The sequence below is a fragment of the Pseudoalteromonas sp. ABV4_021 genome, assembly GCF_056159365.1.
In genome coordinates this window covers 627,660-645,801 of the sequence record NZ_JBSWVB010000001.1, presented here as the reverse complement: position 1 = coordinate 645,801, position 18,142 = coordinate 627,660, and the positions used below count along the sequence as shown (strand labels likewise).

The 18,142-nt window shown below is 41.9% G+C and carries 14 protein-coding genes; 4 read left to right on the top strand and 10 right to left on the bottom strand.

All coding sequences use genetic code 11. From position 1 onward, the window contains the following. Positions 1-3: 3 nt before the first annotated feature. Entirely contained in the window at positions 4-2,604 is a 2,601-nt protein-coding gene (gene mutS / locus ACXAFE_RS03020) for a DNA mismatch repair protein MutS (RefSeq protein ID WP_475148441.1), read from the top strand. 57 nt (positions 2,605-2,661) lie between these two features. Here mutS and ACXAFE_RS03015 read toward each other — a convergent pair whose 3' ends face one another. Genes ACXAFE_RS03015 through ACXAFE_RS03005 form a run of 3 tightly spaced genes read right to left on the bottom strand, consistent with a single transcriptional unit; the run spans position 2,662 to position 4,611 of the window. Further along, entirely contained in the window at positions 2,662-3,495 is an 834-nt protein-coding gene (locus ACXAFE_RS03015) for a DUF1835 domain-containing protein (protein ID WP_475148437.1), read from the bottom strand. Positions 3,496-3,527: 32 nt separating this feature from the next. Beyond that, complete coding sequence (locus ACXAFE_RS03010; protein WP_475148435.1) at positions 3,528-4,235, bottom strand: SIMPL domain-containing protein; 708 nt, start codon at positions 4,233-4,235, stop codon at positions 3,528-3,530. Further along, positions 4,228-4,611: a cupin domain-containing protein gene (locus tag ACXAFE_RS03005; RefSeq protein ID WP_475148432.1), complete on the bottom strand. Its 384-nt coding sequence runs from the start codon at positions 4,609-4,611 to the stop codon at positions 4,228-4,230. Before ACXAFE_RS03005 ends, ACXAFE_RS03010 begins: the two co-directional genes overlap by 8 nt. A gap of 134 nt (positions 4,612-4,745) precedes the next feature. Here ACXAFE_RS03005 and ACXAFE_RS03000 point away from each other — a divergent pair, with 134 nt between their 5' ends. Together ACXAFE_RS03000 and ACXAFE_RS02995 are read left to right on the top strand one after the other, a co-directional pair. Then, positions 4,746-7,415 carry a bifunctional acetate--CoA ligase family protein/GNAT family N-acetyltransferase gene (locus ACXAFE_RS03000; protein ID WP_475148429.1) on the top strand — a complete coding sequence of 890 codons (2,670 nt, stop codon included), beginning with the start codon at positions 4,746-4,748 and terminating at the stop codon, positions 7,413-7,415. Positions 7,416-7,424: 9 nt separating this feature from the next. Further along, positions 7,425-8,372 (top strand): ion transporter, encoded by a 948-nt coding sequence (locus ACXAFE_RS02995; protein WP_475148426.1) that lies wholly within the window; start codon positions 7,425-7,427, stop codon positions 8,370-8,372. Between the two features lie 3 nt (positions 8,373-8,375). Here ACXAFE_RS02995 and ACXAFE_RS02990 read toward each other — a convergent pair whose 3' ends face one another. Genes ACXAFE_RS02990 through ACXAFE_RS02980 form a run of 3 tightly spaced genes read right to left on the bottom strand, consistent with a single transcriptional unit; the run spans position 8,376 to position 13,455 of the window. Continuing rightward, complete coding sequence (locus ACXAFE_RS02990; protein WP_475148424.1) at positions 8,376-12,836, bottom strand: EAL domain-containing protein; 4,461 nt, start codon at positions 12,834-12,836, stop codon at positions 8,376-8,378. Then, positions 12,836-13,222, bottom strand: a complete 387-nt coding sequence (locus ACXAFE_RS02985; protein WP_475148422.1) for a GNAT family N-acetyltransferase — start codon at positions 13,220-13,222, stop codon at positions 12,836-12,838. Before ACXAFE_RS02985 ends, ACXAFE_RS02990 begins: the two co-directional genes overlap by 1 nt. Positions 13,223-13,254: 32 nt before the next feature. Continuing rightward, on the bottom strand, positions 13,255-13,455 hold the full coding sequence (locus tag ACXAFE_RS02980) for a DUF3283 family protein (protein ID WP_010560900.1): 201 nt from the start codon (positions 13,453-13,455) through the stop codon (positions 13,255-13,257). 175 nt (positions 13,456-13,630) lie between these two features. Between ACXAFE_RS02980 and ACXAFE_RS02975 the strand changes: the two genes are divergently transcribed. Further along, entirely contained in the window at positions 13,631-14,275 is a 645-nt protein-coding gene (locus tag ACXAFE_RS02975; RefSeq protein WP_475148419.1) for a hypothetical protein, read from the top strand. 36 nt (positions 14,276-14,311) lie between these two features. Here the strand turns inward: ACXAFE_RS02975 and ACXAFE_RS02970 are convergent, their stop codons facing one another. From ACXAFE_RS02970 to ACXAFE_RS02955, 4 genes are all read right to left on the bottom strand, one after another. Continuing rightward, complete coding sequence (locus tag ACXAFE_RS02970; RefSeq protein WP_040641367.1) at positions 14,312-14,560, bottom strand: DUF1289 domain-containing protein; 249 nt, start codon at positions 14,558-14,560, stop codon at positions 14,312-14,314. Positions 14,561-14,725: 165 nt separating this feature from the next. Further along, entirely contained in the window at positions 14,726-15,832 is a 1,107-nt protein-coding gene (locus ACXAFE_RS02965) for a 1-acyl-sn-glycerol-3-phosphate acyltransferase (protein ID WP_475148414.1), read from the bottom strand. Between the two features lie 82 nt (positions 15,833-15,914). Beyond that, the gene (locus ACXAFE_RS02960; protein ID WP_475148411.1) at positions 15,915-16,991 is read right to left on the bottom strand and encodes a DUF1513 domain-containing protein; all 1,077 of its coding nucleotides are present in this window, start codon (positions 16,989-16,991) and stop codon (positions 15,915-15,917) included. Positions 16,992-16,993: 2 nt separating this feature from the next. Next, positions 16,994-18,133 (bottom strand): imelysin family protein, encoded by a 1,140-nt coding sequence (locus ACXAFE_RS02955; RefSeq protein ID WP_475148407.1) that lies wholly within the window; start codon positions 18,131-18,133, stop codon positions 16,994-16,996. Positions 18,134-18,142 lie beyond the last annotated feature (9 nt).

The following is an 18,142-nucleotide window of genomic DNA, read 5'->3' as shown; positions in this document are numbered from 1 at the left end:
ATTATGCCGTTAGATTTATATTCAGACCATACTATCAGCCAACAAACGCCAATGATGCAGCAATACTTAAAAATTAAGGCTGAACATCGGGATACATTAGTCTTCTATCGCATGGGTGACTTTTACGAACTGTTTTTTGATGATGCCAAACGAGCTGCAGAATTACTCGATATTTCGCAAACTCATCGCGGTAAAGCTGGGGGCGATCCTATTCCAATGGCAGGAGTGCCTTATCATGCAGTTGAAAACTACCTAGCGCGTCTTGTTCAAATGGGCGAATCTGTTGCCATTTGTGAGCAAGTTGGCGATCCTGCCACCAGCAAAGGGCCCGTAGAGCGCAAAGTCGTACGCATTATTACGCCGGGTACCATCTCTGACGAAGCCTTATTAAAAGAGCGTCAAGATAACTTGTTATGTGCAGTATCACATAACGATAAAGGTGCGTACGGTATTGCTTATTTGGATATCAACTCAGGTCGTTTTCGCATTTTACAAGTCGATACTGACGAAGCGCTGAATTCAAGCTTGCAACGCATTTCACCCGCTGAACTACTTTACCCTGAAACCTTTGAAAATTTAGCGCTGATTGAACAGTGTAATGGCCTGCGCCGCCGCCCTATTTGGGAGTTCGATTTAGACAGCGCCAAAACCGCGCTTAACAAGCAGTTTGGCACCAAAGACTTGGTTGGTTTCGGCGTAGAGAATGCAAACCTAGCACTACAAGCTGCAGGCTGTTTAATGCAATATGTAAAAGACACTCAGCGCACTGCATTGCCACACCTTAATGCGATTGGTCTGGAGCAAAATGAACAAAATGTCATTCTGGATGCCGCAACCCGTAAAAACTTAGAGCTAACCGTCAATTTATCGGGCGGGTTTGACAATACCTTGGCGCAAGTACTTGATAAAACAGCAACGCCTATGGGCTCTCGTTTACTTAAACGTCGCCTGCATAGCCCTATTCGCGACCAGCAAGAGCTTAACAACCGCCTTGATGCACTCGGTGAAATCCTCGACTTAGCAATTAATTTTGAACTACACGATACGCTTAAACAAGTCGGTGACTTAGAGCGTATTATTGCGCGCTTGGCATTGCGTTCAGCAAGACCACGTGATTTATCGCGTTTACGTTTAGCACTGCAAACACTGCACCCTATTCACGATTTATTAAATGATGCAAATAGCACGCGCTTAAAACAAATCAAGCACGCCACACCGATTTTAACTGAACTTCAAGACCTACTTGAACACGCTATTATCGACAATCCTCCGGTACTAATTCGCGATGGTGGTGTTATTGCCCCAGGTTATAACGCCGAACTCGACCAGTGGCGTAACCTTAGCAAAGGTGCAACCGATATTCTTGAGCAAATGGAAATTCGCGAACGTGAGCGCACTGGCATTGCAACCTTAAAAATTAGCTACAACAAGGTGCATGGCTATTACATAGAAGTCAGTAAGGCCAACGCTAACCTTGTACCAGCAGATTACGTGCGCCGTCAAACACTAAAAAATAACGAACGCTATATCATTCCTGAACTAAAAGAGCACGAAGATAAGGTTCTTAACAGCCAGTCAAATGCATTGGCGCTTGAAAAGCGTCTGTATGAAGAATTGTTCGACATTATTTCACCACAAATCGACGTACTACAAAAAATGGCTGCGGCGCTCAGTGAATTGGATGTAATTAATAACCTTGCAGAACGTGCTGAGTCTCTCGATTATGTTAGACCCAACCTCAGTGATGACAACTGCATCGATATTAAAGGCGGCCGTCATCCTGTAGTTGAGTTTGTTATGCAACAACCATTTATTGCCAACCCAACTTACCTTGATGATAAACGCAAAATGTTAATTATTACAGGGCCAAATATGGGTGGTAAATCAACCTATATGCGTCAAACTGCGTTAATCGTATTAATGGCACATATTGGTTGTTATATTCCAGCAGAGTCTGCCATCATAGGCATTACCGACCGTATTTTTACACGTATTGGCGCGAGCGATGACCTTGCATCAGGTCGCTCAACCTTTATGGTAGAAATGACTGAAACCGCCAACATTCTTAACAATGCGACCGAAAACTCGTTGGTATTAATGGATGAAATTGGCCGCGGTACCAGTACTTATGATGGTCTATCACTGGCGTGGGCAACAGCCGAATATTTAGCGAAGAATATCGCTGCGAAAACACTGTTTGCAACTCACTACTTTGAACTAACTGAGCTTGTTGACCAGCTGGAAATTTTAGCCAATGTGCACCTAGATGCAATTGAATACCAAGATACCATTGCGTTTAAACACACCGTATTAGATGGCGCTGCAAGTAAAAGCTTTGGCTTACAAGTAGCGGGCCTTGCAGGTGTGCCAAAAGCGGTTATTAACCGTGCCAAACAAAAGTTGTCGCTACTAGAGCAACATCAAAGTGTCAGTGAAATGCCGCTTAACAATGAGGCAGATACGCAAATATCACAACAGGCGAGTTTATTTGATGCGCCTAACCCTGTGGTTGAAACCTTAGACACTATTGACCCGAACGATTTAACCCCGCGTCAAGCACTTGATTTAGTGTTTAAACTGAAACAACTGGCAAAAAGTAGCTAACTCGCGTTTAAGCTAGCTAGTTTTTAGCTAACCAAAACTCGGATTAGTTACTTTAATTTAGAGCAGAGCTTGTCCTTTTTCTGACAAGCTCACTTTAACCCCGTGATAAAACTCTATTTCTTGGTGTAATAAACTGTCTTGCGTCGATATATTCAAATACTCACGCATTTCTTCAATCTGACACCAAAAACTTAAATCTCCCATAAACGGGACTTCTTCCAAATCTTGATTCGCACCAAATAACTGCGCTAACGACAAAGTTTGTCCGTTTAAACAATCCAAAATCTGCCATTGTGTGCGGTTTAAACCGATATCATCAGGTTGCTCTTGTAAGAAGCGTTGAACCGAAGTTTTTAGATTAGGCCAATGTTTAAAATCGAGCGCTAAACAACCTTCTAACGCAGCTAAATCGGTTGTCAGTGCTTGCCACACGGTCATTGCTAATTCAAAAAATGGTTCACTTGGACTAAAGCGGGTTTTATAATACTGTGCAACTTGGGTTGCCTCTAATTCACGCGGAGGTAAATGATCAGATAATAAAACCACGAACAGATTACGTGTGGTGTTAAATTTCGCCCGATACCACGCAATAAACTGTAAGCCAATCAAACTATCAAACAGCTCTGGCGTTAACCACAAGGTAGTTTCATCGCTGTCTTCTATGGCATTTAATTTAGCGTTACGCGCCTCAAACTTGGCCCGTACCTCTTTGAGCGGTAAACAAAAATAGTCTGCTAAAAATGCGGCGCGATAATCACTCATCGCAGGCAGCGATACTTCAGCGCTAATAGGACCATGATGAAGCACATCTTGCCACGCAATAAATTGCCCCTGAATGCCAATGCGCTTTAAAAATAGGTTTGCACTGTCGCCATTAGTAATATGATACATAAACTAACCTCATCGACTGATAGTTGTTTGTTCTAATCCACTAAATAATATTCAACACTCGAAACCACGCGCACACGTTTAATATGTGGTGAGTTAGAATCTCGGTCTGAAATACTAAATTGCCCTTGGCGCGCAGATTTAATTTTACCTAAGGTGGATTTTGAATCGGTGGCAAATTTTTCAGCAACTTCGCGTGCTTTTTCTGTTGCTTGTTGGATCATCTCTGGCTTGATGTCATTCAAGCCAGTAAAAATGTACTGTACTTTAGCGTCATAGCGATCGCTTGAGATGGCAATGCCCTGTTTTGCAAGTTGCGTCACTTTAGTTAACGCGTGGCGCACTTTTTTTGGCTCGTGGCTATAAACCGTAATGCTCGACATCACAAAATAACGCATTTGGCCTTTTTCTAATTGCGCGTATGGCTGCGCTAGCTTGTCTGCAACATTAGGCGGCGATACTGAAACTTCTTCGTCGCTAAAACCATGTAACGCTAAAAATGCACGTACTGCTTGGTTTTTAGCCTCTAGCTCATCGATCAATTTTGTTAAATCGTTACCCGCAAGTGAGTAATTAATCGGCCAAATAACGGTGTTTGCCATCACTTCTTTTTCTGCCAGTCCTTTTACCGCTACACTGCGGTCGAGGGTTTTAAACTCTACAATGCCTTGTTTTAACAACAAGCTGGCAATAATAATTGCCAGCGCAAAGATAATCGTACTGGTTAGCGATTGTTTATTCATGGTTATCTACCCTATGTTTATCCTTGCCAAAGTATTCAGGCGTTTGCGTTGACAGTACTTTCAGCGGCTGCGATGACGTTACCATAACACCATGTGGTGTATTTTCATCAATCTTTACAAAATCGCCTTTTTTAATTGTGAAGGTTTTATCACCGAGCTGCATTTGCCCTTCACCATCGACAATATAAACCATCTCACTGTGCTCTTTATGAATATGCAGTGGTACTGACTTTTTAACATAGATCAGAAATTGGCTTGCATCTTGGTTGCTAGTTAGCGGCACAACTTTTATGTTGTCTAAATCACTTGGTGCAACCATTTGCTCAAGATTGATAGGTGCTGCGCTAATAGCAGCGCTCAGCAGCAGTAGAGTCATATTTATTAGTCCATATTTATGCCCTGTTGAGCATAACAAGACCCTGTTTTATATCAAGTATCTAACAACATTATTGCTTTATACTTGTAAACGAATTTTATAAGATAGCAACAACTCAACTGTGGTGAAACGCTATGACGGTAAAAAGGATAAGTCAATTTTTCAACCCTAAATCAGTGGCAGTTATTGGTGCGTCAAACCGTACCAATCGCGCGGGTTACGTGGTGATGCGCAACTTGTTGCAAGGCGGTTTTAATGGCCCGATTATGCCAGTAACGCCAAAATATAAAGCAGTTCATGGCGTGCTTGCTTACCCAACAATAGACGCTCTGCCACAAGTGCCCGATTTAGCCGTTATTTGCACCAGTAAAGACCGTTGCTGCCAAATCGTTGAACAGCTCGGTAACAAAGGCTGCAAAAATGCCATCATTATCGCATCAGGTATTGATAAAGATTTAAAGCACGCACTAATCGACACCGCGCGCAAAGCTAATGTAAATATACTCGGGCCAAATAGCCTTGGGTTGTTAATCCCGCGTATCGGACTTAACGCGAGTTTCTCCCATATGGTTGCTAAGCCCGGAAAAATAGCTTTCGTGTCGCAATCTGCTGCAGTTTGCTCAACGATTCTCGACTGGGCACAAACAAAAGACATTGGCTTTTCATATTTTGTCTCGGTGGGCGATTGTGGTGATATTGATTTTGATGAATTGGTCGACTTTTTAGGGCGCGATGCCAATACTCAAGCAATCTTGCTTTATATCGACAATATTGAACATACCCGCCAATTTATTTCCGCCGCGCGAGCCGCTGCTTTCAGTAAACCCGTCATTGCAATAAAAACCGGAAAAACCGCCGCAGGCGCGGATGCTGCTATGGCGCACACCGGTGGCAACCAAGGTTCAGATGCGGTGTATGATGCCATGTTCCAACGCGCGGGTATGCTGCGCGTAAATGACTTACGCGAACTATTTGCCGCAACACAAACCTTAGCACTGCACCCTAAACTATTAAAACAAGAAGCCCTGACCATTTTAACCAATGGCGGCGGACCCGGTGTAATGTCTGTAGATACCTTAATCCAAAGCTCGGGCAAGCTTGCTGAGCTTTCAAAAGAAACCATTACTAAATTAAATCAGGTATTGCCTCAGCACACTTCGTTCGCCAACCCTGTTGATATTTACGGCGATTCCGATCCGTGGCGCTATCAAAAGGCGGTCGAAATTCTAGTGCAAGCACCTGAGGTTGATAATTTACTCATTTTACATAGCCCATCGGCATTGGCACCCAGTGAAGAGTTTGCCAAAATCATCTCAGAAACCGTTAATAAAGTGCCTAAAATGCAGCGCCCGTATGTAATGACCAACTTTATGGGCGAAACGGCAGCATATGAAGCGCGTAAAGTTTGCCAATCAGCGGGCATTCCCACTTACCGCACGCCAGAAGGTGCAGTAGCGGCTTACATGCACTTAATTCAGTATCGTCGTAACCAAAAGCACTTAACGCAAACACCAGAATCCCTATTAGATTCAGATAACATTCACACGGAGCAAGCTGGCAAGCTAATAAGCGGCTACTTGCAAGAGAAGCGCCACTACTTACCTACGCATGATGCAGCGGCGCTGCTTGAGTGTTATCAGATTAACTGCATTGCAACTGAGCATGCATTTACACCTAGCGAGGCACGCGAACTAGCCGAGAGCATTGGCTTTCCGGTTGCGCTTAAATTAGTAAGCCCTAACATTCCATCTAAGTCTGACGTTGGTGGTGTTGTATTAAACTTAAACGATGGCGTTGAAGTAGAGCAAACGGCATTTAATATGCTACTGCGAATTAATGAAACTTATCCAGATGCCAAAATTGATGGTTTTGCGCTACAAAAAATGGCAACCCGTGCTGGCGGGCAAGAACTGCGCATAGCAGTTAAAACAGATGCTAATTTTGGCCCTGTTATTTTACTCGGCGAAGCCGGTACTGCACTTAATTTTGACCTAGCAGCGGTTGCCCTGCCACCGCTTAATATGAATCTAGCCAAGTACTTAATCGCCGCTGCAAGCGATAAAGGGTTTATAAAAGAAAAACATTTACCGACCAAAATCGACAAGTACACTCTGTGCGCTATGCTTACTCGCGTATCACAGATGGTAGTAGAAAACCCCGATATCAAGTCACTTGAGCTTAACCCCGTATTAGCTTTACAAGGTAAATTTTTAGTACTTGATGCGGCAATTGAGCTTGAAAAATACCAAGCATCAAGTCGTGCAAAACGCTTAGCAATTAAACCGTATCCAAAAGAGCTTGAGCAAAATATTACCCTTAAAGATGGTTCAGCTGCGATATTAAGACCGATTCGCCCAGAAGATGAAGAGGCGCATCGAGAGTTCGACAACCAGCTGACCAAAGAAGATAGATACAAACGTTTCTTTGGTGAAATGCCGCAATTTAGTCATGAGCAATTAGCAAAAATGACGCAAATTGATTACGACCGCGAAATGGCATTTATTGTCACTCAGCGCCGCGACGATAAATGGCAAACACTTGGTGTGTCTCGCGTTTTAATGGACCCAGATAACCTTGTCGCCGAGTTTGCCGTGGTTGTGCGCTCCGACCTAAAAGGGCTTGGGCTTGGTCGTATTCTAATGCAGTCGGTGATAGATCATTGTAAACGCCAAAATGTGCAAAAAATTGAAGGCCTTACTTTACCTGAAAACGGTGGCATGATTGGCCTGTCGGAAAAACTAGGCTTTAAAGTGACGCGTGATTTCGAAGAAGGTACAGTTATTATGACAATGCCACTTAGCTAAGAGGTCGATGTGAATCAATTACGACTGAGTATTGCACAAGTATTGGAAAGTTCTGGTGAAGGACTAAAACTTGGTAGGTTTATCGATGCGCTATTGATAATTCTGATTATCGGCAATGTCGTTGCTATTGTACTTGAGTCGGTTGAAGAGGTCGCAGCCAGTTACAAACACCTTTTTTTAGCGGTTGAAATCTTCTCTGTCGCGATTTTTACTATCGAATACCTGCTGCGGTTATGGGTTTGTGTTGATAAAGAACATTATCGCGATTTGCCTATTCCCAACTGGCGAAAACGCATTCGTTATTTGCGCTCTCCTTTAGCAATTATCGATTTAATGGCGATTTTGCCAACATATTTAATGCTATTCGTTAGCTTTGATTTGCGTTTCTTACGTGTATTTAGATTGTTACGCGTTTTTAAGCTGACGCGCTACTCGCGTGCAATGCAATTATTGTTGCAAAGTATTCGAGAAGAAAAAGGCCCATTACTTGCCGCCTTTTTTATTATGAGCGTGGCGCTTATCACCGCATCGTGCGGTATCTACTTAATTGAACATGACGAACAGCCCGATAAGTTTGGCTCCATTCCCGATGCCATGTGGTGGGCAATGGCAACACTCACCACGGTCGGCTATGGTGATGTTGTACCAATTACGCCACTTGGCCGCTTTTTTGGTGGGGTAATAACCGTGCTGAGTATGGGTATGGTGGCAATCCCAACCGGTTTGCTGGCATCGAGCTTTTCAGATCAATTAAGACGCCGTAGGGTGCAATTTGCGCAGTACGTGGCATTATGCTCGCGCGATGGTGATATTTGTGAAAAAGACCAAATACAAATTGAAGAAATGCGTATTGAATTAGGCTTAAGTAAAAAAGAAGCCGAGCGTGCCATTAAGCGTAAAATGAATGAAATAAAACACATTAATTACTGCGCTAACTGTGGCCATAAGATCCCTTAGCATTTAACGCTTAAGTAATGACTTAACCTGTGACGCATCAAGCGGTGAGTAAAAGTAATAACCTTGCACATACTCACACCCTTCTGCCTGCAAGAACAACAACTGTTCCTTGCTTTCAACTCCTTCAGCAATACACACTTTACCTAAGCTTTTTGCAAGCGCTAAGGTTGAGCGAATAATCGCTTCGTCGTCTGCTTCATCGCCAATATTTCGAACAAAGCCACCATCAATTTTAATCACATCCACCGGAAAACGTTTTAAGTAAGCCAGCGATGAGTAGCCGGTACCAAAGTCATCAAGATAAATGCGACAACCTGCACTTTTTAGCTTATCCATGGCCGCTTTTGCACTATCAAAATCAGCCATAAGTACAGATTCGGTAATCTCAAGTGCCACCATGTGACATGGCACTTCATACCTGTTGCACAATGCAATAATTTGCTCTGCGAGATCATGGTGATGGAAATCTTTCGCAGATAGGTTAATCGATACATAAAAGTCATTATCGATCTCGCACCAGTGTTGCATATCTTGTACAGCGCGTGTTAACGACGCCATTGTCATTTCCGTTATGAGACCGGTGTTTTCGGCAATGGCGATAAAACGCGATGGGCTAATTGCCTCGCCATTGTGCTGCCAGCGCATCAAGGTTTCAAAACCAACCACCTTACCAGTGTTAACATCAATAATCGGCTGATACTGATTCGACAGCTCATTTTCACTATGCGCTTGCTTAAGCCTCGATTCTAAGCGAAGTAAACGCTGTACTTTTTTATTCATTTCTTGTTGGAAAAACAAAAAGCATTCGCCACCTCGTTTTTTAGCGTGATACATCGCAATATCGGCAGCTTTAATCAAATTAATTGCGGTTGTTTCATCATCTGGGAATATGGCAACACCAATGCTGGCAGTTATTCTCACAGTTTCACCTGCCAGCGCAAATGGCTCTTTTAGCGCCGCAATTAAGCGCTGACACAAGGCTATAATGTCTTCTTTACTGCTTATACTCTCAAGCAAAACCGTAAACTCATCGCTATTTAATCTCGCCGCGGTCGCCTTGCCGTCAATGACTTGTTTAATGCGTTCGGCTATTTCCACCAACAATTTATCACCATCATGATGACCAAATGAGTCATTCACTTTCTTAAACTGGTCAAGATCGATAAATAACACTGCCAATAACTGATCGCTATTTTTATTAAGACTAATGGCATGAGCCACTCGATCAATAAACAAACTGCGATTAGGTAATTTGGTTAGTTTGTCGTAATTTGCCAGTAAATACAGCGCTTGCTCAGCTTCTTTTTGACTACTGATATCGGTGATCACCACAATATAGTTATCAACCTCACCGTTTTCAGCCGCAATCGCTGTGGCTTTTATCAAGCAATTATATTTTGTGCCATCAGGGCTGGTAATGGTTTCTTCCGATTGATAATGCTCACCCACGTTTAGCTTGCCGAGCGCCCTCAAATAATAAGTGCGCCGTTTAGCACTTAGGCCAAGTGATAGCTTGCGTGCTGAATCTTGTTTAAGGTCAAAATGATGGCTTTCGCGCAATGCTTTATTTATCGCAAGAATATTAAACTCGCGATCCATCACAAATACCCAATCACGAGTATGTTCAAATGCGGCGCTAAATAAACGGGCACTGTTTTCAAAGTCACGCTCGCGCGTAAAGTTGGTATAGGTACCTGATACGCGCTGCGGCACATCTTCATCCCACTCAATAACGCGACCTACATCTTTGTACCAACGCCAATGGCCTTGGCTATGACGTACTCGGTAAGCAAGTTCAAATTCGCCTTTATCGGTGCTGACAAATTCTAACCATTCAATACGATAACGGGCTCTATCATCGGGATGAATTTTTGCTAAGTATTCATCCAGTGATACTTCACTTTTATCAAACCCTAATTCATCAACTAAACGTGGCTGATAACTATGACCAAGGCCACTTTGCCATTCCCACACCCCGGATTGACTGCTTTGTAGCGCCATTTTTAAACGCGTGGCATTTTCGCTGCTTTGTTTGTGTGCAGCTAGCAAGCGCGTTTGATAGCGATGACGACGTAACATCCACACCGACACAATACTTGCCAATAATATAAAGTAAATGGCAAATGCCGCGGGCGAGCGCCAAGGTGGGTAATTGACTTGAATCGTAAAACTCTTAAAGTCGGTATAGCTGCCGTTTAACGGGTCTCTGGCTCGTACGTAAAAGATGTGTTTGCCTGGTGAAATTCGTGCAAAAGCGACCTTGTTGTTACTGGTTCTAACTAATGCAGAATCATCTAAACGGTATTCGTATTCAACGCGTTCCTGATACTTAAATAACATCGCAGAAAAGCCAATTTCTAATCCGATATCATCGTAATCAAGCTCAAGTAAGTTTTGCTGAATAATCGACTCAGCTTCAAGTTTGCGCGACATTAGGGTAATTGAGGTTATATTCACTCGCTCTGATATGTGTTCATTAGCGTCATTGCGCTCAGGAAAGAAGCTGGTCACCCCTTTAATTGAACCAAATACAATGCGGCCATCAGAGTAAGTTATTTTAGCGGCTGAGTTAAATTCATTAACGGCAATGCCATCATCCACTGTGAACTGCCTAAAGTGTTGGGTATTTGGGTCAAAGCGCCAAATACCACTGTGGCTCGCCATCCAGATCATGCCTCGCTGATCTTTGGTTAGGCTATAAAACAATGAACCGCGAGTATCAACTCTGTCTTCAATTTTGTATTTTTCTTCAAATGTGGTGCTATCTAACCCGACTAACCCGTAACCATAATAAGAAAGCCAAAGAATGCCGTTGTTATCGACTACATAAGACGCAAGCGACAAATACTCCACTTCATCGGGGACTGGAGCTGTATAACGATACTCAACCGTGTTGTCCGGCATCAGTTGATATAATGTTTTATTGTGATAGAACAGCGGCAACTTGCTGTCATCTAGCGGTGGTAAAAAATACCCTGCAAACGTATCACCAATCACTTTTACGTCGGGGTGAATTTGCGTTAGTTCCTCTGTTACTACATTGTATTTAAAGTAGCCATAGCGAAAACTCTTAAAATACATATCACCTGCGTCGTTAAAATGCCCTATCACAACCTGCTTGCTAAACATGTCTTTGTACTTTTCAAAAGGCATTTCAACCGCTGAAATTGTTAACGTTTCCAAATCAAAGGTAAATAATCCTCGCGTGCTTACCAGCCATAACTTTTCGTTAAAGCTAAACATTTTATATACGTGGAATTCATGGTTTAAGCGGTCAGCTAAGTAACCTTCTAGATAGGTTTGGCTTTGGTAAGAATAAGGATTGAAACGCGTAATACCGTCACTAGTCGCTAACCAAATATCTTTATTATGCTCAACAATGCTCCAAATATTGTTATGGGATAAACCACCATACAAGGTATCGCGGTTATAGTTTTGAAATGAATAATTGTTATTCGAGACGAAGTACGCACCGTCGGTTTTACTGGCAAGCCACATTGAACCGTCATCTGAAAGCAGCATATCAACGATGCTATTGTCGCTCAATTTAAAATCGGAATTATCGAGTTCTGTGCTTTTTATTAGCTGATCATCATCGGCAAAGTAATTATAAACACCTTCATTGGTGGCAAGCTTTAATCCCGATTTAAACGGCATGATTTTCCATATGTTTAAATCTGAAATACGAAGTTCGCTACTCAGTTTATCTATTTCACCAGCTACCAAGCGTTCGATATGATCAAGTTCAACCGTGTGCAAACCTTGCACGGTGCCAAGCCAAAGTTGAGAACCCGAGATATGAAATGACTTTGTATTGTATTGATCGTGATGGGCTGCGGGCTCATTTAAAAACTCAAGTTTAACGATTTTTTCAGTACGCGTATCCATCACAAAGGCACCTTCCGATGTGCCTATAATTAAAAAATGTTTGTAATATTTAAGCGCTCTGACATACACGTATTTAAAGTCTCCTGGGATTTTAAACACACTTTTCACTTCACCGGTTTCACTGTTTAACAGCGCTAAGTCATGAACGCGTCCCAACCAGTAAAAATTAGGTTGATGGGTTTCTAACATCACGACTGGAGAGTGAGTTCGGTCATTTTTAAAATCAAGCACTCGCTCAAGATGGTAAGTATCAGTTTTATATCGATACAAGCCAGAATAGGTAGTGGAAATCCAAATATCGTTTTGTTTGTCTTCGTAGAGGAAATCTATCGATTTATCTCGCAGTTGCCCTTCAGCACCTGTCATAGTTGATAGTTGATAACCGTCGTAACGGTTTACGCCTGCTTCGGTTCCAACCCATAAGTAACCATTTTTATCAACTAATAAACCCGTTACATAAGACTGCGCTAGTCCTTCATTTGGCGAGAATCGACGTACGTTTGCCTTACTGTTTGCCAGCGCATTTATTGATACAGCACACAACAAAATCGCCAGTACGCAGTATCGCCAAATCATTATGCACAATCCTTATTGGCTAACATACAGACGATTTGACGCCCTTGATTTTGATAAGCGCTAAAAAACGGAGCCAACTCAGCTGGCGCAGTATGTTCGATAAATCCGCAGCTTTGATACCAGCTAACTAAATGATTGTACGCAAACGTGAAAAATGGTTTTCGATAATCCAAAGCGATTGTTTTAATTAGTCTTGATGCCAGTTTTTGACCGCGAAAGCATGGTGCTGTAAATACGCCAGATAATAAAAAATGTCCGTCTTTTAAGCTTAACTTTGCAGCTGCCACAATTTGATTTTCAGCTTTGATAACCCACACCTTATCATGGCTTTTAGCACGCCCTCTTACTTTAAAGTTTTGATAGAACTTATTAACCAAAGGATACATAACTGGGTCCAATTGCTGGCACGTAAATGAACTCACATCATTGTCGCTAAATAGCGTTCAAAACGTTGTTTTAGCTCACCTTGCTCTGATTGTGGACGCTGTAAAATAGATGAATAAATTTGATCGCGCGTTGCTTTGCCACGCTTTACTTTAAACGCCCAAAATGACGCCTCGTAATCGAGTTGAATTAAATACTTTTCTTGACGAGGTAAGTTACACAAATTGAAAGACATGTTCTTTTAATACAGCTAATAAAATATTATGTTATTGTAGCAATGTACCATATAAGTTTGACCAATCAACACTAAAATGAACGCTGCGTTACGTCATAAAATGATAAAAAGCTCGATAACTAAAAGCTGCAAGCGTGCTTGTACCATGCTTTGTGCCTTATTGTTTTTGAGTAAGATGGCGTGGGCAAATGCCCCCATAAAGCAAGCGCTAGTGTTTAATAAACCGTTAGATACACACGTTTCTCGCTTATTAATCAAACGTCTAACACCTGCTTATAAAGCAATTGGTGTCGATATAAGCATTATTGAATTTGATCACAAAAGCTCACTTGCTGCGGCTAACCTTGGAGAGCTTGATGGCCAGATTGGTCGTGTGATTGGTATTTCTAAGGAATACCCAAACCTAATTGCGAGTAATACTCCGTTAATGTATTTGAATCTGGTACTGCTTACCAACAAGGGACAATGCGAGAATTGTCGCATTCAGCAGTTGAGTACGATTAGCCACAACCCAAGCTACCCGTTTGCACAAAAGTTTATTGCTCAAGAAAAATTTAAAGGTGAGGTAATAAGTAATAATAACCTTGCTAGTCAACTGCATATGCTGCGCGACCGCACAATTGATGGCATTTTAGTACTAGAGTATTTGCTAACGCATTACATTGATGATGCCACCCTAGCCCATTTTGATAAACGCATTGTGTCGCAAAAGCCTATTCATCATTACCTGCACAAAAAACATAAAGCAATTTTGGCCCAATTAGACCTACAGCTAATGCAAAATGCTGAAGCTACCCTTGAACATAAAACCCCTAAATAAGTGAATTTAAATTAGCTAAGGCGAGACTAGGGAAAGCTAAAAGTCGAGTTTTGTTTGCTCTGTATCCAGCTCTGGTGAAATTTGTTGTTGAGCCATTTTTTGACGAATGCGCTTTTCGCGTTGCGCGCAAAGCTTAATCACATGTTTTTTTTGTGCGTTCGTTAATTGGTTCCAGTGAAAGCGCTCTTCTCGCGAACGAAAACAGCCTAAGCAATAACCTCGGTTATTAGCCTGACACACCCCTTTGCACGGACTGGGTATTTCAAATATTTCTATTTGCTCAATAATTGGTTTTTGCTCAGCCATTCACTCACAGTGGCTTGCTTGCAAAGCAGGCAAACCTAGGTCTTTTTTTACGCACTCATATTTACAGTTTAACCATTTTTTGCACAAAAAAAACCAGAGTATTGCTCTGGTTTCTTAAAACTATAATTTACTTAGGCTCGCTGGTTACTTTTGATTAAATACCGGCTTCGCGTAAATTTGCTTAATAAATTCATGTAATTCCGGAGCAACCCCTTCAAAGCGGCTGTGGTAAACACGCTTCGCATCATCACAAATTTCATGTTCTGCAGATTCTGCCGCCAAATAATTATTGGGGTGCAAAAAATAGTTTTTGTGAATGTAGTTATCAATGGTTTCAGCAAGTTGGTCTGGCGTATCGCAATCGCTGCTAATTGGCTCACCAAACGATAAATGCACATGCCCTTTATTGGTAGCAAACCCTTCAATAATACTGGCTATATCTTCACCTTGCGCTTTTTTGTATTCGCCAAAGGTCGCTTTATGATACTGCTCTTTTGCCTTCGCTTTTTCGCATGGTTCAAATTCGTATGAAATCGCAACCGGTACAACATTGATCGATTTTACATAGTCTGAAAAGTCCATTTTTAGTTTGCGACCATGTAGCTGCAACATTTTAATTAGTGCAGGATCGGTAACATCATTACCATCTTTCGCTCGTCCTTCTTTTTGCGCAATCCAAACTGAGTTACCGCTATCAAGCGAATCATAAATATAATGCGAAAGTGTCGTAAGCGTTCTCAGCATCTCTTTTGGCGACTTAACAGAACGTTTAACAATAAAACTCTTATTTAAACGCATTAACTCGGTCATGTATGGCACTTGCAACAGGTTATCACCAATCGCAATGCGCACGGTTTTCATATTATTTTGAAATAGACCGTAGTTTACAAAAGCAGGATCAAGCGCAATATCACGGTGGTTTGAGATAAACAGGTACGCTTTGTTTTTATCAAGCTTATCTAACCCTGAGAAAGTAACTTTGCTGGTTGTGCGCTTAACTAAAATATCAAGATAACGTGAAACGGCCTGCTGAACTTCATCAACAGTTTTAAATTTACCGTATTTGGTACGTAATTTTGATTTAACTAAATAGTTGCCAAGAAATGGAATAGCACGCAACCACGATGGTAAGTTGTGCTCTGCAATTACCGAGATAAATGCATCATCATTTAACAGACGCTCAACAGACGCGGCTACTTCTTCATCATTATATGGGCGAATATCTGCAAATTTATCGTTTGAATTAGTCATAACTTGGTTTACTGCATCACAAAAAGGTCAGATATTTTACCTGTCATTATTCTGTTTGGCTAAATTTAACATCTCTTACCAGTTAAGAGTAAATTAAATGGTTATCAAACCGCAACGGTTGTAACTGAAAAATAGGTATATTTTTACTATCGTTAATTACTTGTCCCTTGCCGTTTGTGACAATAAATTCATTTTGCGCACTCGCCACACCTGCACAATCAGCGAAACGTTCATGACGAATAAACTGATGATTATCCAATTGCCAATACGCCACAATAGCACCGCGAGGAGAAGTAACAGCAATACGATTATCACTGTCAGCAATTGCGATACTGGCAACGTATTGCTCGAAGTTTTGCCAAAAGTTCGGTGCCGCCTGCAATGGCTGAAGTTCGCGGCCTATTTTATGGCTAAACACCAAAGGATGCGCATCGCGATAATTTCCCTGATATTGCGCTCCGACAATCACTTCGCCACTTTTTGCTACCGCTAGATGACGTAAACTTAACTGAAAATGCGGAGGAGTGACAGATTCAACCAACTTGCCAGAGTCGAGGTGAATGTAGCTTAAATTTGGTGCCATACTCGCTAGATTTAATTTTTCACGACCTTTATCTGGATGTGTTTTAATGCCTCCATTGGCAACCACAATATGTTCACCATCGGGCATTAACGCGCATTGATGCGGCCCAATACCGCCACTTGGTATACGCTTTTCCACAGCAAAATTGTGAGTATTGCGCACAACTAAATAACCAACTGCACTTTCAATATGATTTTCCGTGGTGATCAGTTGCTTGCGTTTACTATCAATCACACCATGACCATAAAAATGAAAACCTTGCTCTGCGTTGAAGGTTTTCTCTAGCTGGTTTTGTGCTAAGTTCACCACAAACAGCTTGGTAAACGGGCGGCGTGAAAACGCCACAACCCGTTCACTATCAAGCATTAATAAATCATGGCCGCGATTATCAATTTTAACCTGGTTTAATAAATTCCCTGCTTTATCAAACGCCACCACAAAATGTTCACCCTGGTGGTTGGTTGCCGCACTAACAAAACGACGTTGCGCTTTGCTTGAACACGCAACTAAGTTAGCGCCGAGTGATAAACTTAAACCACATAACGCTAAACTTTTGATAAACGCTCTACGCTCCATGATTAATCACCGTCATTCGAATTAAAGTTAGGATTAAGGCCCGTAAGCTGAATAAAATCGGTAGACAGGTAAGTTCTTAATTCGTCTATTTTTGTGATTAGTGGCGACAGTTTATTGCGGCTGTCTTGTATTGTTACCGCTTGCGATAGCGGTTTCTCGATATCATTTAGTAACACATCAATTTCGTCAAAGTAATTTAGAATAGTGTCATTCACTTGTGTATTTTCATGAATATCCACTAAGTACTCGTCAAAGCCATAACCATTGCCCGCAAGGTAGGCCTGCTTCAGCCCTGCAAAATTGGTTTTAATGTTTTCAAGCGACGATAAGCTAATGTAACTTTCCGCTTTTTCTGGGTAACCTGGGATCAGTGTGCCTTTAACATTATTGAGCTTGTTATCTTTAATTACTTCAATTAGCTCAAACCAATTAGTAATAAAATCTTCAAGCACCGCTTGTTTCGTGTTGTACTCGCCGCTGCCATTTTTAAAATCAAGAACAAAACCAATCCTCTCGTGTTGCCATAGTGCTAAAATTTCAGTTGCGACTGTTTTCACATTAGCGGCAATTGCCATTACCGCGAGGCAACGATCGTGTTTATTGCTTGCACTTAGTAACGATGCATCTTGTGCTTGATTAAAAATTAATAACTCGAGCGCTGGTAACCCTTGTGCGCCATCTTGTAGGCTGGCAACGGCATTCTCATCGATCACTTGAGCCGCTAGCAATGACGCAACACCGCGCTGAACGGCATTATTGTTATCAGGCCAAAATTGTAAGCGATAATGGCGAAATTCTTCAGACTCAGGCCCCATTTTTACCGCTTTCGCAAATTGCCAAGCCTTACTTAATGCTAACCATGCATTTTTTAATTCTGTTAGCTCGCTTTCGCTTGGCGCCTGATAAGCACAAAACATAATGCTCGCCGCATCTAGTTTATCCGCGTCATCCATCAATGTTTGGTATGCTGGCAAAATATAATTATCAGCTTGCGCTGCTAATAATTTTGTCATGGCTTCATCTTTCGTTAGTTTAACCACGGGTGGCGTAATAGGTGGTTTTTCGCTGTTGCTATCACTGCCACCACCACATGCACTTAGTAACGCAGCCGTCACAAGCAAAGAAAGTACTTTAAGTTTCATCGTATTTGC

Bases quoted from the DNA above. Each gene is read 5' to 3' on its own strand.
- ACXAFE_RS02960 (WP_475148411.1), bottom strand. From the start codon at position 16,991: ATGGAGCGTAGAGCGTTTATCAAAAGTTTAGCGTTATGTGGTTTAAGT.
- ACXAFE_RS02975 (WP_475148419.1), top strand. From the start codon at position 13,631: ATGGCGTGGGCAAATGCCCCCATAAAGCAAGCGCTAGTGTTTAATAAA.
- ACXAFE_RS02965 (WP_475148414.1), bottom strand. From the start codon at position 15,832: ATGACTAATTCAAACGATAAATTTGCAGATATTCGCCCATATAATGAT.
- ACXAFE_RS02990 (WP_475148424.1), bottom strand. From the start codon at position 12,836: ATGATTTGGCGATACTGCGTACTGGCGATTTTGTTGTGTGCTGTATCA.
- ACXAFE_RS02955 (WP_475148407.1), bottom strand. From the start codon at position 18,133: ATGAAACTTAAAGTACTTTCTTTGCTTGTGACGGCTGCGTTACTAAGT.
- ACXAFE_RS03015 (WP_475148437.1), bottom strand. From the start codon at position 3,495: ATGTATCATATTACTAATGGCGACAGTGCAAACCTATTTTTAAAGCGC.
- mutS (WP_475148441.1), top strand. From the start codon at position 4: ATGCCGTTAGATTTATATTCAGACCATACTATCAGCCAACAAACGCCA.
- ACXAFE_RS03010 (WP_475148435.1), bottom strand. From the start codon at position 4,235: ATGAATAAACAATCGCTAACCAGTACGATTATCTTTGCGCTGGCAATT.
- ACXAFE_RS02980 (WP_010560900.1), bottom strand. From the start codon at position 13,455: ATGTCTTTCAATTTGTGTAACTTACCTCGTCAAGAAAAGTATTTAATT.
- ACXAFE_RS02985 (WP_475148422.1), bottom strand. From the start codon at position 13,222: ATGTATCCTTTGGTTAATAAGTTCTATCAAAACTTTAAAGTAAGAGGG.
- ACXAFE_RS03005 (WP_475148432.1), bottom strand. From the start codon at position 4,611: ATGACTCTACTGCTGCTGAGCGCTGCTATTAGCGCAGCACCTATCAAT.
- ACXAFE_RS03000 (WP_475148429.1), top strand. From the start codon at position 4,746: ATGACGGTAAAAAGGATAAGTCAATTTTTCAACCCTAAATCAGTGGCA.